Here is a 14,647-nt window from a genome sequence, read left to right as displayed (position 1 = left end):
TTGTGCGAGTGTCAGCGGGATCTTAGCTCAGCTGGGAGAGCATCTGCCTTACAAGCAGAGGGTCACAGGTTCGAGCCCTGTAGGTCCCACTTTTCTAAATTTAATATGGCGAGATAGCTCAGTTGGCTAGAGCACGCGGTTCATACCCGCGGTGTCGAGGGTTCGAATCCCCCTCTCGCTATTGATAAAGCAGCTTGCAGTTGAGCAAGCTGTTTTTATTTTACTTAAAGTCCCTGTCCATCCATAAAATTTTTGTTTAACAAATTTCACATTCCATAACCTTTTTCTTAATATTTATAACAATCCCTATTTAGCCTTGAAGTTGGCGGGTGAGTGTGCTATAATCAGACGAACTTGGAGAGATGTTAAAATAATGTTAATTTATTTATGATAAAAAGAAAATCGAGGTTGATTGATATGAAACATTTTCTGAAGGAACTCCTGAAGAAATACGGGCATATATGGATTCTGGGATACGGATTTATCTATCTTCCGTGGTTTATGCATCTGGAAAAAACCGTGACCTCCAATTACCATATCATGCACTCATCGCTGGATGATATGATTCCGTTTAATGAATACTTCGTCATCCCATATTTACTGTGGTTCGCCTATGTGACCGCTGCGATTGCATACCTGTTCTTCAAGAACAAAGAAGAATATTACCGGTTATGTGCATTTTTATTTACCGGCATGACGCTGTCACTCTTAATCTGCACCCTGTTCCCGAATGGAACTGACCTGCGGACCGCTGTAGACCCGGACAAGAACCTCTGTTCCCGTCTGGTCTATATGCTCCACCAGGCTGACACGAACACGAATGTATTTCCAAGCATCCACGTGTACAATTCCATCGGAACCCACATCGCGGTCATGAAGAGTGAGTCTCTGAAAAAGCACAAAGTAATCCGGATTCTTTCCGGTATCCTGATGGTCGCTATCTGCATGGCAACTGTCTCGCTGAAACAGCACTCGGTTCTGGACGTCGCAGGCGCGATTCTTTTAAGCGCAGCTATCTATCCGTTAGTATATGCAGGAAGCACGCAGGAAGAGACAGAGAACGAACCGGAATATATTCGCTAAAGGATTTCTCAAGACAAGTAAACATAAGCTGGCGCCAAAGTATGACAGGTGCCAGCTTTTTTCTATTTTTACACCAAGTTTTCAGTTTTTAAAATCCTATACAAAATCTCATTCTAATTTGCACAAATGTGATCTATAACAATAATAGGATCAATCTTATATTTATAAAGTATTTTTCTTGTATTTTTCATTATATTTCCTGCCGCGGTCATTCCGAAAATTAGAGCTCCATAAATAACAGTGCATCACCTACTGAGGATTTCCCAATTATTGACCTAGCACAAAAAATCCGACCATCTGGAAACACTCGACTTTCCAGACGATCGGATCTTTTAATTTCACTTTTATGATAGATTTGATTTCGTTTTCTAATCCATATTATTTCAATTTTTATAATGGATTTCTAGTTAAACCCATAAAACTTCTGCGAAATCTTATAGCAGGCGATCGACACCTTCCGTCCGCCTTTTCCCGGCAGGTTTACGCCCTGTCCGAGGAAGCCCCAGCGCAGGCGCATATACAGCGTGAAATTCTGCTGTTTCAGATACTGCCACAGTTCTTTTTTCTTCTTCAGATTTTCCTCTGTCTCCGAGCGGATCGCCAGAATTGAAGTAACTGTCATCATGATCTCCAGATAGCGGACCATGTAGTGGCGCAGCTTTGGATTCTTGATCTTGGTCACATCGTAATATCCCAGCATCAGCTTCGTGACGAGTATCTGCTGATCAATACGGCTGATCATGACTTTTTCATTGACCGACTGATCGTCGCGTCCGATGAAATAACGGTAGAAATTCACATCCAGATAGTACATGGATTTTACGTGTGGAAGCGGCTGATATACAAAAATATTATCCACGTAGAACGTATGCTTTGGCAGTTCCAAGCCGCAGTTCCGAAGCATTTCCACACGGTAAATGACCGAATGCATCAGGATATACTGTCCCAGGCGGAAGCCTCTTGCACCGTTCCAGTCGATGAGCTGGCGTTTTGGGAGCGCCATGTTGTAGTTCATGACCTTTTTGTGTTTTGCGCCCTGTTTCTCATAAACGAAGTTGGTAATCAGCATATCCAGCGTCACATTGTCATGGACAAATTTGCGCAGCGTATCCAGAACCTCCATATATGCCTCTTCGTTGACCCAGTCATCGCTGTCCACGACCTTATAATAGACGCCCGTCGCATTGCGCAGTCCCGCATTGACGGCCTCACCGTGACCACCGTTTTCCTGATGAATCGCCCGGCAAATCCCCGGATAGTTTTTCTCATACTCATCCGCAATCTCCGCCGTATTATCTTTTGTGGAACCGTCATCCACGATCAGGATCTCCACCTCATCGCCGCCCGGCAGCAGGGATTCGATGCAGTTACGCATATATGCCGCCGAATTGTAGCACGGAATCGCTACCGACAACAGTTTCATTGGTTTATTTTCTCTCAAAACTCCAGTTCCTCCATCTCTTTGTTGACCCGATCCTCACAGGAGCGCATGGCAAGAATCGTCTGTTCCATCAGTTTGTCTAATTCCCAGCCAAGCTGATCAGCCCCGCGTCGGATCACGTCTCTGGAACATCCAGCTGCAAATTTCTTGTCCTTAAATTTCTTCTTAAGACTTGAAAGCTCCATGTCCTTGGTGCTCTTGGACGGGCGCATCTTCGCCGCCGCCCAGATAAGCCCTGTCAGCTCATCGGCTGCAAACAACACCTTTTCCATCTCATGTTCCGGAGCCACATCCACCCGTATGCCGTAGCCGTGGCTGACAACCGCATGGACTAAATCTTCCTCTGCGCCTCCGTCGCGCAGAAGCTCCGGTGCCCGCTCGCAGTGTTCTTCCGGATAAAGTTCAAAATCAATGTCATGCAGCAGTCCTGCCATGCCCCAGAATGCTTTTTCGTCCCCGTATCCCAGCTGCTCGGCATACCACTCCATGACGCCCTCCACGGTCAGTCCATGTAAAATATGAAATGGTTCTTTATTATACTTGCGAAGGAGCGCAAGCCCCTGTTCCCTGCTCAGTGATGTCTGTTTCATCCTCCGTGCCTCTCTTTCTCTTTCCACGTTTCCGTGTCCGGATCCTTGATTCTCAGTAATTCACACTATCTATAGTTATAACAAAATTAACCAGCAAAATAAAGCAGATTTTTGTAAAAGTATTGTGAACAAGTCGTTGCTGTTCACGCATACGTGCCCAGTAATAACAACTCAAACTCCCCACGTCTGCCACATTGACTGAAATTCTCTTTCAAAATAAGTTACGCATCGTCTTAAACACCACCCATAATCAATCTTCTCCACTGTTTCTGCCGCATAGATCGGATAAGCAGCCACCTGCTCGTCATTAATATAATAGGATGCCTGCCCGACCTCCTGTCCTTCATGAACCGGTGCTTCCAGCTCGGTCGGGTACTCATAACGGATGTCTGGCTTCTCGTCCGCGCGCAGAAGCATCAGAAACGTCTGTTTTTCCGATGGCAGATTCAGTGTGAGCGCCGTCGTTCCTTTCACGCCCCGCCTCACCTCCACCTCCGGAAATGTTTTCTCCCGGTCAAATATATCATACCAGTTATATGTATCAAATGCATACTGATCGAGTTTCCGCATATCCGCCCATTTGTACGTCTTGTGCGGCGGCCACCCGCAGCCGAGAAGCGCCACCGTAAATGCTTTTCCTTCTTTTTTTAACGCCGCTACATAACAGTACCCGGCTTTCCCGGTAAATCCTGTCTTGCCCGACAGCACCTCCGCGCACTGGCTTAAAAGCGCGTTGTGGTTTGCCAGGTAAAATGAACGGTTTCCCGACTCATCCTGAATCGTCCGTGATGCCGTACGGGTAATTTCCAGAAATGTTTCGTGGCACGGCGACTGGAACGCGCAGTAGCGCATGATCCGCGCCATATCCGCCGCCGAAGCGCTGTGTTCGTTTCCATCCGCATCCGCAACGTCCAGACCGTTCGGTGTCACGAAACAAACATTCTTACATCCTATCTCCCGCGCTTTCCGGTTCATTTTCTCCGCAAATTCTTCCACGCTTCCCCCGATGTGCTCCGCCACCGCCACGGCGCTGTCGTTGTGGGATTCCAGCATCAGGGAATAGAGTAGATCCGATAGGCGGTACCGCTCCCCCGCCCGCATATTGAGCTGGACATCCGGCATGGAGGCCGCTTTCTCTGATACCTCGACCCAGTCATCGGGATTTCCCTGTTCCAGTGCGAGAATGCAGGTCAGAATCTTCGTCGTGCTTGCCATCGGATAAGCGGTATCCGCATCTTTCCCCGCCAGAATACGCCCACTGTCCGCATCCATGAGAACCCAGGCGCGGGCGTGAAGGGGCTGTTGTAGAGAAGTCTCTTTCTCTCCCAGAATCTCTTTATTTTCTATGTTTTCACGAACAAAAACCGCCCCGCCGGCCGGAACCAACTGAATCATCGCCAGTATACTTCCTGCCAGCAGAACGGCTATCCATTTTCTGATTCTATCTCCCATCCGGCTGCTCCGGAATCCCTTTTCAGGAGATTATATGAGAATAAACCTGTTTTCTATGACTTTTTCTTTTTATTTTTCCAGCGGCTCATTCAGCTTCTCCGTCCCCGGCAGCGCAAACCGTCCGCCCGCGATGATCTTTACACTCGTTCCATCTGGATGAATCGCCTCGATCGTATCCAGCTCGGAGTACGGGATTGTAATGTCCGTATGGCAGCCAAAATATGCCTCCTGCGGGTTTTCTTTGCGTTTTGCTGAAATCTCATTTTCACGCGCCACCATCTCGCGTCCATCCGGGTTGAAGACCGGGCAGTCCTCCATCCAGCTGTAGCAGGTATCGCCTACCGCAAAGTGCGGTCCCATCTTCTCGGCAATCAGAATCGGGAATTTGTCGAGAATGCCGTAGCGCAGCGCTACCTCATACGCAGTTGTGTTGGTGCCAATCGCAAACTCGCCCATCGGCAGCGTCTCATGGTTTTTGAGGATCATCTGTTTCACTAACGCCTTATTTTCCTCTTCCGTCTCAAAGTTTTTGCAGGTATAGGAGACAGCGATACCATTTTCAAACCGAATTTCCAGATCTTTGAACTGAAATTCCCCGATATAGACGCTGCCGACATGCAGAAGCCCGTCTGTCCCAGCAAGCTGCGGGGAGGTAAAGACTTCTCCAACCGGAATATTTACATCCGCTACGCAGTTTTCGAAATTCGACTGTTTCGTCGGCTCAGCAAGCGTGTGAAGCTGTACGGTCAGATCGGTGCGGTTGCCGCCGCGTCCGCTAATGTGGACTTGCGATGCCTGATCCAGTTCGTTGATCATGATCTGCTGGATGTCGCGGTACAGCTCATAGTCCAGCGTATTGATGCGGATCGTCTCCTTGAAAATCGCCTCAAACTCCGATCCGATCTCCGGAAGCGGGAATGCAATGATTGTGAAGCTCGTCTCCGTTCCCGGAATATACGCGTCCACAATCTGCATCGCCTCATTGCTGTAGGATAACAGCAGTTTCTCCTGTTTTTCACTTAAAGAAAAGGCTGCTGCTGCATTGACCGGCTCAAATCCGGCCTCGCCGAAGGTTTCCACCACTGCCGGACCGGCATATACCGACGCCAGATCCTTGTATGTCTCATATGCCACCTTCAAAATAGACAGTTTCCGCTCACGAAAAGCCTTGTCCAGGTAAACCGCATTGTCGTAGCGGTGATCATACTCGTACTGGCGGTTCGCCGGTGTGCCATAGTAACCGTTCGTGCGCGCCGCCATCCGGTTCACCGTGCCGATGGAGGCGCGGGCAATGATCGGCTCCAGACCGAGTTCGCGGAAATTTTCCACTGCCATCCGGATCATGCGTTCAAATCCGATGTGGTAACGGATCTGCACCGTTTTCTTGCCCTCATAGCTGCGTCCGGTCGCCGCAAATCCCTTGCGGTAGCCTTCTGTGTAGGTATCTGCCATCCGGCGTACCGTCTCCTCCGGCAGCTCATTCATAAAACGTGCCGTCGCAAGCTCTGTCTCCGAGATATATTCGCCAAACCGGTACAGATAACGCAGATCGTTTAAATCACTGTCCATGATGATCGATTTTCCAAAATCCAGCGACGGATCCAGCGTCTCACGCCCCCGCCACGGAAGCATCCTGTCACAATAATCACTGACAAAATAGTAGAGCGGCTCGCGAAGCTCCGCCACCTCCGGAGTACCGCCCTCAAACAGGTTGTAAACCTCAATAAACAGCTCCTCCAACACCGTCACATCCACCAGACGGCTCTCATAGGCGTAAACGATCGCGCTGCGGATCTCCGTATAGAGAAATGACAGCCACGGACCATAGTTCTCTCCCAGCTCTTTTGCCGCATAGTCCGGGTTCGCAAAGCTCTTCCCATACGCCCCTGGAAGTATATCCGCATAAAGCGTCCGGTTAAATTCTGTTGCCTCTTTCTGGCTCATCGCCGCCAGCGTCCCATCCATCTGTTTCTGGAAGGTTTCTTCTATCAGCTCGATAAACTGGACGGTGCGCTCAAAAAATGCCCGGTATGGCTCACCAACCGTCGCTTCTTCTTTCATATGGCCGATGCGCTCCATCGCGAGCTCATGGCGCTCCGCAACCGCCTCATTTTCTTCTTTCAAAAGTTCCCAATATTTCATGTTCAGATATTTCCCTCCTTCTGCCATCGCCAAATTTCACTTTCAAACCACGCCCGCCGCAAAGGCTCTTACCGGCGTTCCATTGGTCCGGCATTCCAGGCAAGCCACGCATAAAAACCATTCATTCTTAGCCCCGGATGCCAATCAAAATCGTCACAATCCACCAGATGACCAGAAGCCCCGACAAAATCGTACCAATTTTCGCGAATATATAATTTTTTTCTTCTTCTTTAAAAGATTTCCATCCGTACATCAGCGACGCCACGGAAAATAATATGCTCGAAAAGCACATCGACAGCGCGCCGACCGGCGTATTGCCCTGGCTGCGGACACTGAATGCCATCCCTGCCACGCACAGCAGCAGACCGACTCCCGCCAGTCCCAGACAGAGATAGCCGTGTTCCGCCATCGGCTTGCGGATATAAGAAATCCGGTTATCTGTTTGACGTCCCATGCAGACACCTCCCAATTGCACGTGTAATCCACTGGCAGAGGTAGCCAGCAATTCCACCTAACGTATTTAAAAACATATCATCCACATCAAAACTTCCCACCTTGAATACGAGCTGAATCGTCTCGATGCTCAAAGTCAGAAGGAAGCTCAGAATCAACATCAGGTACCATTTTCCAAATCTCGGACTGATGATCGGCAGGAAAAATCCAAACGGCATGAAACACACCACGTTGCCAGCCGTATTTAACAGGAACGCTTCCGTCCCCACTATATCACGATAAATATAAAACCGTTTGATTTCCTTAAATAAAACGAGATTATAGGCATACTCCACATGCGGCGCGCGCCCGAATCCGTCCGAAAAAAACATAAAATATATAAGAAGCACCAGGTATGCGACAAAGAATATCCAGCACACCTTCTGATGCGTTTTTGTCCGTTTCCACATAATTCCCCACATAAACTGCCAGAAATGAGAAAAACCGTACACCGTCCCCGGTCATACGGTTTTTCTCTTTCGACTGGGCATATCTGCCCTGTTTCAAATCCAATTTTTAGAATGTAATATCTGATTTGCGTTTCAGTAAAAACGCACCGCTGACGATCGCCATCACACCGGCTGCCAGCCCTACCGTGATGATCACGCTTCCAATCACGATATTAATCACACCGGTTCCCTGCATCGTTTTGTAGATCTTTTCCATATCGATCCGCTCCTTCTTACACTCCGTCGCATGGCATTTCCCATTTCAAGCATGCCGCTCCGTGAACCAAATCTCTATTTTGCACCGTACTGCTCATAGTATGCGTCGATCGCTGCTTTCAGTGTATCATCGATCACGACCTTGCCCTGGCACTCCTTGTTGTACAGGCACTCTACGACATCTGACATCGATACGATCGCTGCGGTCGGGAAGCCGTACAGTTCCTTGATCTCATCCAGCGCACACTTTTCTCCCTTGCCGCGCTCCATACGGTTTAAAGATACCATCAGGCCTTTGATCTCCACATCTGCCTGGGATTTGAGGATCGGGAAGGTCTCCTCGATGGATTTACCGGAAGTGGTTACATCCTCGATGATAACGACGCGGTCGCCGTCCTTTAACTTGCTTCCCAGAAGGATGCCGGTATCGCCGTGATCCTTGACCTCTTTCCGGTTGGAGCAGTAACGTACTTCTTTGCCGTACAGCTCACTGATCGCCATCGAGGTGGCAACTGCCAGCGGGATTCCCTTGTAAGCCGGTCCAAACAGGACATCGAAATCCAGACCATAGTTGTCATGAATCGCCTTTGCGTAATACTCGCCCAGACGACGCAGCTGCGTACCGGTTACATATGCACCCGCGTTCATGAAGAACGGAGATTTACGTCCGCTCTTTAAGGTAAATTCGCCAAACTTGAGCACTTCGCTCTCTACCATGAAATTGATAAATTCCTGCTTATACTGTTCCATCATACTCTCCTATCTTACCGAACCGCACCAATCAGTTCATGTATATCTTCAATGCCATATTTTGCCATGTAGGCGTCGATGCCCTTCACGATCTCCTCCGTCGCATACGGATTATGGAAATTCGCCGTACCGACTGCCACCGCGCTTGCGCCTGCCAGAATAAATTCGATCGCATCGTCCGCATTCATGATACCGCCCATGCCGATGATCGGAAGCTTGACCGCCTGCGCCACCTGGTAAACCATGCGGACTGCCACTGGTTTCACTGCCGGGCCGGACAGACCGCCGGTACGGTTGGCTACCGCAAAAGTTCTCCGGTTGATATCGATCTTCATGCCAGTCAGTGTGTTGATCAGGGACAGCACATCCGCACCGCCTGCCTCGGCTGCTTTCGCCATCTCCGTGATGTCGGTAACATTCGGGCTGAGCTTCATGATAATCGGCTGTTTCGCATGGCGTTTTACCTCGCGGGTGATCGCCTCCACTGCTTTCGGATCCTGTCCAAATGCGATGCCGCCCTCCTTGACGTTCGGGCAGGAAATGTTGATCTCCAGCATATCGACCGGCTGGCTCGCCAGTTTTTCCACTACATCGACATAATCTTCCGTCGTTTTTCCACATACATTGACGATAATCTTCGTATCATACTGACGTAAAAACGGGATATCCCTCGATGCAAATAAATCATACCCCGGATTCTGTAAGCCGATCGCGTTGATCATGCCGCCGTACACCTCCGCAATACGCGGGGTCGGATTGCCTGGCCACGGCACATTTGCCACACCCTTGGTCACAACTGCGCCGAGCTTGTTCAGATCGACCATCTCGCCGTACTCTGCCCCTGAACCAAAGGTTCCGGATGCCGTCATGACCGGGTTTTTAAGCTCTACACCCGCAAGATTGACTGCCATCTGTCTCATAATTCTACCTCCTCGGCTAAAAATACGGGACCATCCTTGCAGATCCGCTTGTTGTGTACATTGCTGTGGTGGTCTACATCCTTCGACTGGCAGACACATGCCAGACAGGCGCCGATTCCACATGCCATCTTCTCCTCCAGGGAAATATAGCACTTGATTCCCTTTTCTGCCGCATACTCCTTGATAGCGCGCAGCATCGGGGTCGGTCCGCAGGCATAAATCACATCCGCCGTCAGGTTCTGTTCCCGGATCGCGTCCAGGACATTGCCCTTCGTGCCGACGCTTCCGTCCTCGGTCGCCACAAAGACTTCTCCATATGCCTCAAACTCATCCCGGAGGAAGAGATTTTCATCTCGGTATCCTAAAATGATCTGTTTTTCGCAGTTTAACTGTTTCGCCATCTCAAGCATCGGCGGAACACCGATACCGCCGCCGATCAGAAATACATTTTCGCCCTCCTGCGGGAAACCATTTCCCAGAGGTCCCATGATGTCGATCGGGTCTCCGGAAACATATTTGGAAAATTCATCCGTTCCTTTACCGGCAATCCGGTATACGATCCGCAGGCGTCCTTCATCCGGATCTGCCTCGCAGATACTGATCGGGCGCGGAAGAAGTCTGGAACCGTCCTGGCTGTAGACCGAGATAAACTGTCCCGGTCTTGCCTCATCCGCTATGTCCGTCACGATCCACATACTGAAAATGCCAGGTGCCAGTTCTTCCTGACTATATACAACTGCTGTCTCTTTCTTCTGTGCCATGAGCTCCTCCTTACAGTACGCGTCCGATGTCCGCAATCATATCGATGACAGCCTGTCTCGATGCGTCCGCAAAATGCTCCGGACCGAATTTGGCGTATGCGTCTTTCTTGTATGCTGCGATGATACCGCGGGAAGAATTGACGATCGCGCCCAGTCCATCCTCGTTGAAGCAGTATTTTAAGTCTTCTGCCGTACCGCCCTGTGCGCCATAACCCGGAACCAGAAAGTAAGTCTTCGGCATCAGCTTACGCAGAATCTTGCTCATCTCCGGGTAAGTTGCGCCCACAACTGCGCCTACATTACTGTAGTCGCCATCCATGGAAGCCTCCCCCCACTCAACGACCTTCTCCGCTACCAGCTCATAAAGCGGGCGGCCGTCCACCAGACGATCCTGGAACTCGCCGCTGGATGGGTTAGAAGTCTTTACCAGTACAAAGATACCGCGGTCGGATGCGTTGCACTCGTCCACAAATGGTTTCACGCCGTCGGTTCCCAGATACGGATTGACCGTCACATACTCGGTATTGAACGCGGAACAGGTCGTATTTCCAACCTTCACGCTGCCGAGATGACCGGTTGCGTAGGCAGCCGATGTGGAACCGATGTCGCCGCGCTTGATGTCTCCGATGACAATTAAGCCCTTCTGCTGGCAGTATTTGACAGTCCGGTCATACGCTTTCAGGCCTTCGATGCCAAACTGCTCATACATCGCAATCTGCGGTTTGACCGCCGGAATCAGATCAGCCGTCGCATCCACGATCGCACAGTTAAACTGCCAGATCGCCTCTGCCGCTCCTTCCAGGGTCTCTCCGAACTCCGCAAATGCTTTTTCCTTCACGTGCTCCGGAATATATCCAAGCATCGGATCCAGTCCTACACAGATCGGTGCCTTTGTCTTCTGAATCTTCTCAATCAATTTACTAACCATCACGTTCTCCTCCAGAGTATCTCTCATAAATAATCAACTTATTTTATCATAAGTGGAGGGCGCTTTCAAGGGCACGGAGCAAGGAAAAAAGGGTTTTTGCTTATGCCCTTTTGATTGCCCCAAAAGAAGCGCGCCAGCTGTCACGGCATCGGACGGCTGGCGCGCTTCTTTCTTGGGTGTATCGTTTCTTTGAATAATTGGTTTTAAAATTGCAAAATTAGTTTTTCTTGCTTAAATATGAACTATTTCAACATTTAATACAATGAATCAATGCATCTAATGCAGCGTCAACGTCGCCACATAATCTCCATTTTTGTAACTTTTAGCCGCAAAATGTTCCTCCGTCTCCGTCTGAAGTTCCATCCAGAGTTCTTCGGCGGCGAGCATAATGTGGGAGAGCATGATGCCGATGCTGAATTCGCGCATCGCATGGAAGCTCTTGCCCGGAAAGCGGGTTTTTAGGGCGAACACATAGATTCGGTCGGAATAGACGATGAAGCGCCACGGCTGGGTGTTCATCGCGGACGGTGCGAGACGCGCCGCACGGAGAATCGTCTTCATCTGCTCTCCGGCTTCTTCCTTGAAAATACAGAGTTCATTGAGCGGGAGGCGCTTTGCCAGCGGGCTTTCACGGTAGAGCTTGCCCTCCGGGTAGCCGAATGCGACCATCATCAGGCAGCGTTTGCCGCCGCGCACCTTCTGCGCCGGCTGCACGCTGCCCAAATAGCAGGTTCCAAGCCCTTTTGCCGTCATATAGAGCACCATCTGCTCCATCAGATAACCGGCATTGCGCTCGCAGCCTTCCTCCTGATCCGAATAGATCGCCAGATAGTAGGGAGCATCCACCTTCCAGAGTCCGTGGACATCGGCTTTTTTCTTTGTATTGTCGAATATCACTGCCTCAACCCGGATCCGGTCATTTAACCGGGAGGTCTTATCAAAATAGGACAGGATCTGCCCACGCAGCTTCTCCGTGACCTCCCGATCGGTGTATTTTCGAACTGAATGGCGACATCCTATCGCCTCATACAAATTCATCATACCTGCTCCCCTCCTATCTTTTTGCTGCCGTTATCATGCGCATGACCCGCAGTATCTTTTTCTCTGCCTCTCTATGTGCATTCCAATTTCTATACAAATTCCGACCATTTCAGCACCACCTTTAAATCAGTCCCGACATCAGTGGTACTACCACTACGGTCAAAAGACCGGCGACCGCAATTGACAAGCTGCTCATCGCACCCTCGATCTCGCCTAATTCCAGCGCCTTTGCCGTTCCAATCGCATGGGCTGCCGTTCCAAGTGCCAGCCCCTTCGCGATCGGCTCTTCAATTTTAAATATCTGAAACAGCCAGTCGGCTATAATATTTCCCAAAATTCCTGTAATTATAATGCTGATAACCGTCAGTGTCACGATACCGCCCGCTTCCTCGCTGACGCCCATGCCAATCGCCGTCGTAATGGACTTTGGAAGCAATGTCACATAGTGCGTATGCTCCAGCTGAAAGAAACGGCACATCACATAGATACTGCCGACACTTCCCGCTACCCCTGCCACGATTGCAGAAGCAACCGCAATCAGGTGCTGGCGCAAAAGCTCCAGCTGCTTATACAGCGGAATCGCCAGACAGACCGTCGCCGGTGTCAGAAAATAGCTCAGATACACCGCACCGCGGTTGTACTCCTTATATTCTATATGAAAAACAGATAAAAATGCAATCACAACTATAATTGCAACCAGCAGCGGATTTAAAATCGCCCAGCCGGTCTTCTTTTTCAGCCAGACGCCCAGCATATACGCGCCGACGCTGACCAGCATTCCAAAATAAAGAGAAGAATGAATCAGTCCATTCATGCTTTTGCACCCCCTTTATTCTTTCTGCGGATAATGCTCTGCGCCACGCACCCGGTCGCAACCATAACAAATACCGTCGAAATCACGGTAATCACTGTCAGCGGCACCAGGATGGACTCCGCCTCCTGCACGCTGTCAAGCAGGCCCACACCTGCCGGTATAAACATAATCGGCATCGTATCCAGGAAGAAATCTCCCACTTCCGCCACATCTTCTGTATGTAATGCTCCTGTGCAAAGCATAAGTAGAAGAATGAACAATCCGTATACGCCGGACGGAACCGGAAACGGAAGCAGATAGTTCAAAAATTCTCCCAGCATTGTGATACCAAAAATAATTGTCACTTCTTTCAAGTACTTCATGATGTCTTCGCCTTTCGTATTAATGCCTCTATTCTATCACTCTCAAATTTATAGGACAATATGAAAATTAGCATAAATTCTGTCAATTTCCTTGAATTTTTTGCGTCTTTTTTATACGATACAGGTAAGCTTTTCCGGTTTGGAAAATCCAGACATTTTCGATCCAAAAAACGTGAAGTTTTTATCCGCAAATACGTTTATCTTTATGAAAGACTTATCTTCTCAGCTGCTTTTGTAGCTGGTACACTTTGTATTGCAAGAAAGAAAGGATTAGAAGTTATGAATTTAATTCAGACAAACTCACTCTCTGCCAGACAGGCAGAACAGATCCTGGCACTGTTGAATGAATGCCAGAAGACGCAGCCGATCCACATTTCTTTTCCATTTGAAGACGGAAATTGTTTCCTGCTTCTTCTGGATGAATCAGAGACACTTGCGGCCATCATGGGAATGATCCTTCCACCGGATGGCTCTTCGGACGAGGAACCCGTCGAATGCATCGCCTTCACCCGCCCTTCCCTGCGCCGACGCGGATATTTTGCCGCACTCTTAGAAAAAGCCTGCGACATCTCCGGTGAGCACGATATTCTATTTCCGGTTGACCCGGAATCTGCTGATACGGCTGCCACGATGAAAGCCATTCACGCTGACCGCGTCGATCAGGAATATCAGATGAAATGGGACTTTGACCCGGCGGCCGAACGCTTTGACTCTCCCATGGTTGAAAAACGCCCGCTTACCTTTACCTGCACTTCTGCACCGGAAGGTGACGTCAACGAAAGTGTTGATCCCGACAGTTGCTGGGACTGCTTCCACAGCGCCGATGATCCAGATCCGGCCGTTACAATTCTGACCTATGAATTTTTAGAGACTCCGCTGGATCCGATGTGCTCTCCGGCTGCCGTGTGCATGGCACGTATGCAGCCCGTCCCGGACGTTCCCGGCACATTTCATGCCTGTTTCTACGGCTTCCGGGTCCATGACCTCTGCCGCGGACTGGGAATCGGTGAAGCTGCTTTCTGTCTGGTCTTAAACGATCTGATCACGCGCGGCTGCACCCGGATTGTTCTTCACGTCAGCAGTGACAATTATCCGGCACTCTCGATCTATAAAAAAGCAGGGTTCCGAATTACCGAAACCCTGTCCTATTTTATGTATTAAAGATATGGCAGGCGCTTCTGCCGCCAAAAGCCCCCCGATACATGA

General features: G+C 49.6%; 16 protein-coding genes and 2 tRNA genes. 4 read left to right on the top strand and 14 right to left on the bottom strand.

All coding sequences use genetic code 11. From position 1 onward, the window contains the following. Nucleotides 1-16 precede the first annotated feature (16 nt). The 3 genes from DWY89_RS07430 (at nt 17) to DWY89_RS07420 (ending at nt 1,083) form a co-directional block, all read left to right on the top strand. Nucleotides 17-89 (top strand) — tRNA-Val (locus DWY89_RS07430). A gap of 18 nt (nt 90-107) precedes the next feature. Then, nucleotides 108-181: transfer RNA gene (locus DWY89_RS07425), tRNA-Met, on the top strand. Between the two features lie 236 nt (nt 182-417). After that, a complete protein-coding gene (locus tag DWY89_RS07420) occupies nt 418-1,083 on the top strand; it encodes a phosphatase PAP2 family protein (RefSeq protein ID WP_117796303.1) in 666 nt (221 codons plus the stop codon). A 403-nt stretch (nt 1,084-1,486) separates the two neighbouring features. Here the strand turns inward: DWY89_RS07420 and DWY89_RS07415 are convergent, their stop codons facing one another. The 14 genes from DWY89_RS07415 to DWY89_RS07355 all read right to left on the bottom strand — a co-directional run bounded on the left by DWY89_RS07415 (nt 1,487) and on the right by DWY89_RS07355 (nt 13,441). Beyond that, entirely contained in the window at nt 1,487-2,506 is a 1,020-nt protein-coding gene (locus DWY89_RS07415; RefSeq protein WP_118524552.1) for a glycosyltransferase family 2 protein, read from the bottom strand. Nucleotides 2,507-2,520: 14 nt separating this feature from the next. After that, a complete protein-coding gene (locus DWY89_RS07410; protein ID WP_022359370.1) occupies nt 2,521-3,114 on the bottom strand; it encodes a hypothetical protein in 594 nt (197 codons plus the stop codon). Nucleotides 3,115-3,285: 171 nt separating this feature from the next. Beyond that, a complete protein-coding gene (locus DWY89_RS07405; RefSeq protein ID WP_118524551.1) occupies nt 3,286-4,566 on the bottom strand; it encodes a D-alanyl-D-alanine carboxypeptidase family protein in 1,281 nt (426 codons plus the stop codon). Nucleotides 4,567-4,635: 69 nt separating this feature from the next. Then, a complete protein-coding gene (locus tag DWY89_RS07400) occupies nt 4,636-6,708 on the bottom strand; it encodes an aminopeptidase (RefSeq protein WP_118524550.1) in 2,073 nt (690 codons plus the stop codon). Nucleotides 6,709-6,835: 127 nt separating this feature from the next. Further along, entirely contained in the window at nt 6,836-7,162 is a 327-nt protein-coding gene (locus tag DWY89_RS07395) for a hypothetical protein (protein WP_107000483.1), read from the bottom strand. Beyond that, nucleotides 7,143-7,610, bottom strand: a complete 468-nt coding sequence (locus DWY89_RS07390) for a VanZ family protein (RefSeq protein ID WP_107000974.1) — start codon at nt 7,608-7,610, stop codon at nt 7,143-7,145. The genes DWY89_RS07395 and DWY89_RS07390 overlap by 20 nt, the downstream gene beginning before the upstream one ends. A gap of 106 nt (nt 7,611-7,716) precedes the next feature. Next, the gene (locus DWY89_RS14380; protein ID WP_022359365.1) at nt 7,717-7,866 is read right to left on the bottom strand and encodes a hypothetical protein; all 150 of its coding nucleotides are present in this window, start codon (nt 7,864-7,866) and stop codon (nt 7,717-7,719) included. Between the two features lie 74 nt (nt 7,867-7,940). After that, on the bottom strand, nt 7,941-8,615 hold the full coding sequence (pyrE, locus tag DWY89_RS07385) for an orotate phosphoribosyltransferase (RefSeq protein WP_107000484.1): 675 nt from the start codon (nt 8,613-8,615) through the stop codon (nt 7,941-7,943). Between the two features lie 14 nt (nt 8,616-8,629). Next, entirely contained in the window at nt 8,630-9,535 is a 906-nt protein-coding gene (locus DWY89_RS07380; RefSeq protein ID WP_118293471.1) for a dihydroorotate dehydrogenase, read from the bottom strand. Then, on the bottom strand, nt 9,532-10,296 hold the full coding sequence (locus DWY89_RS07375) for a dihydroorotate dehydrogenase electron transfer subunit (RefSeq protein ID WP_107000486.1): 765 nt from the start codon (nt 10,294-10,296) through the stop codon (nt 9,532-9,534). Before DWY89_RS07375 ends, DWY89_RS07380 begins: the two co-directional genes overlap by 4 nt. Before the next feature lie 10 nt (nt 10,297-10,306). Then, nucleotides 10,307-11,224, bottom strand: a complete 918-nt coding sequence (pyrF, locus tag DWY89_RS07370; RefSeq protein WP_022359361.1) for an orotidine-5'-phosphate decarboxylase — start codon at nt 11,222-11,224, stop codon at nt 10,307-10,309. Between the two features lie 276 nt (nt 11,225-11,500). Further along, entirely contained in the window at nt 11,501-12,265 is a 765-nt protein-coding gene (locus tag DWY89_RS07365; protein ID WP_333489839.1) for a nitroreductase family protein, read from the bottom strand. Between the two features lie 121 nt (nt 12,266-12,386). Next, nucleotides 12,387-13,079 carry an LrgB family protein gene (locus DWY89_RS07360; RefSeq protein ID WP_118524549.1) on the bottom strand — a complete coding sequence of 231 codons (693 nt, stop codon included), beginning with the start codon at nt 13,077-13,079 and terminating at the stop codon, nt 12,387-12,389. Continuing rightward, on the bottom strand, nt 13,076-13,441 hold the full coding sequence (locus DWY89_RS07355; protein WP_022359358.1) for a CidA/LrgA family protein: 366 nt from the start codon (nt 13,439-13,441) through the stop codon (nt 13,076-13,078). The genes DWY89_RS07360 and DWY89_RS07355 overlap by 4 nt, the downstream gene beginning before the upstream one ends. A gap of 279 nt (nt 13,442-13,720) precedes the next feature. Between DWY89_RS07355 and DWY89_RS07350 the strand changes: the two genes are divergently transcribed. Beyond that, entirely contained in the window at nt 13,721-14,602 is an 882-nt protein-coding gene (locus tag DWY89_RS07350) for a GNAT family N-acetyltransferase (RefSeq protein ID WP_182434528.1), read from the top strand. Nucleotides 14,603-14,647 lie beyond the last annotated feature (45 nt).

The sequence above is a fragment of the Clostridium sp. AF27-5AA genome (assembly GCF_003478415.1).
GTDB classification, from domain to species: domain Bacteria; phylum Bacillota; class Clostridia; order Lachnospirales; family Lachnospiraceae; genus Otoolea; species Otoolea fessa.
Note: the sequence above shows the minus strand (reverse complement) of the source record. Positions and strands in the feature narration are given on the sequence as shown.

Bases quoted from the DNA above. Each gene is read 5' to 3' on its own strand.
- DWY89_RS07400 (WP_118524550.1), bottom strand. From the start codon at position 6,708: ATGAAATATTGGGAACTTTTGAAAGAAGAAAATGAGGCGGTTGCGGAG.
- DWY89_RS07390 (WP_107000974.1), bottom strand. From the start codon at position 7,610: ATGTGGAAACGGACAAAAACGCATCAGAAGGTGTGCTGGATATTCTTT.
- DWY89_RS07375 (WP_107000486.1), bottom strand. From the start codon at position 10,296: ATGGCACAGAAGAAAGAGACAGCAGTTGTATATAGTCAGGAAGAACTG.
- DWY89_RS07360 (WP_118524549.1), bottom strand. From the start codon at position 13,079: ATGAATGGACTGATTCATTCTTCTCTTTATTTTGGAATGCTGGTCAGC.
- DWY89_RS07350 (WP_182434528.1), top strand. From the start codon at position 13,721: ATGAATTTAATTCAGACAAACTCACTCTCTGCCAGACAGGCAGAACAG.
- pyrF (WP_022359361.1), bottom strand. From the start codon at position 11,224: ATGGTTAGTAAATTGATTGAGAAGATTCAGAAGACAAAGGCACCGATC.
- DWY89_RS07420 (WP_117796303.1), top strand. From the start codon at position 418: ATGAAACATTTTCTGAAGGAACTCCTGAAGAAATACGGGCATATATGG.
- DWY89_RS07365 (WP_333489839.1), bottom strand. From the start codon at position 12,265: ATGATGAATTTGTATGAGGCGATAGGATGTCGCCATTCAGTTCGAAAA.
- DWY89_RS07415 (WP_118524552.1), bottom strand. From the start codon at position 2,506: ATGAAACTGTTGTCGGTAGCGATTCCGTGCTACAATTCGGCGGCATAT.
- pyrE (WP_107000484.1), bottom strand. From the start codon at position 8,615: ATGGAACAGTATAAGCAGGAATTTATCAATTTCATGGTAGAGAGCGAA.
- DWY89_RS07410 (WP_022359370.1), bottom strand. From the start codon at position 3,114: ATGAAACAGACATCACTGAGCAGGGAACAGGGGCTTGCGCTCCTTCGC.
- DWY89_RS07380 (WP_118293471.1), bottom strand. From the start codon at position 9,535: ATGAGACAGATGGCAGTCAATCTTGCGGGTGTAGAGCTTAAAAACCCG.
- DWY89_RS14380 (WP_022359365.1), bottom strand. From the start codon at position 7,866: ATGGAAAAGATCTACAAAACGATGCAGGGAACCGGTGTGATTAATATC.
- DWY89_RS07395 (WP_107000483.1), bottom strand. From the start codon at position 7,162: ATGGGACGTCAAACAGATAACCGGATTTCTTATATCCGCAAGCCGATG.
- DWY89_RS07355 (WP_022359358.1), bottom strand. From the start codon at position 13,441: ATGAAGTACTTGAAAGAAGTGACAATTATTTTTGGTATCACAATGCTG.
- DWY89_RS07405 (WP_118524551.1), bottom strand. From the start codon at position 4,566: ATGGGAGATAGAATCAGAAAATGGATAGCCGTTCTGCTGGCAGGAAGT.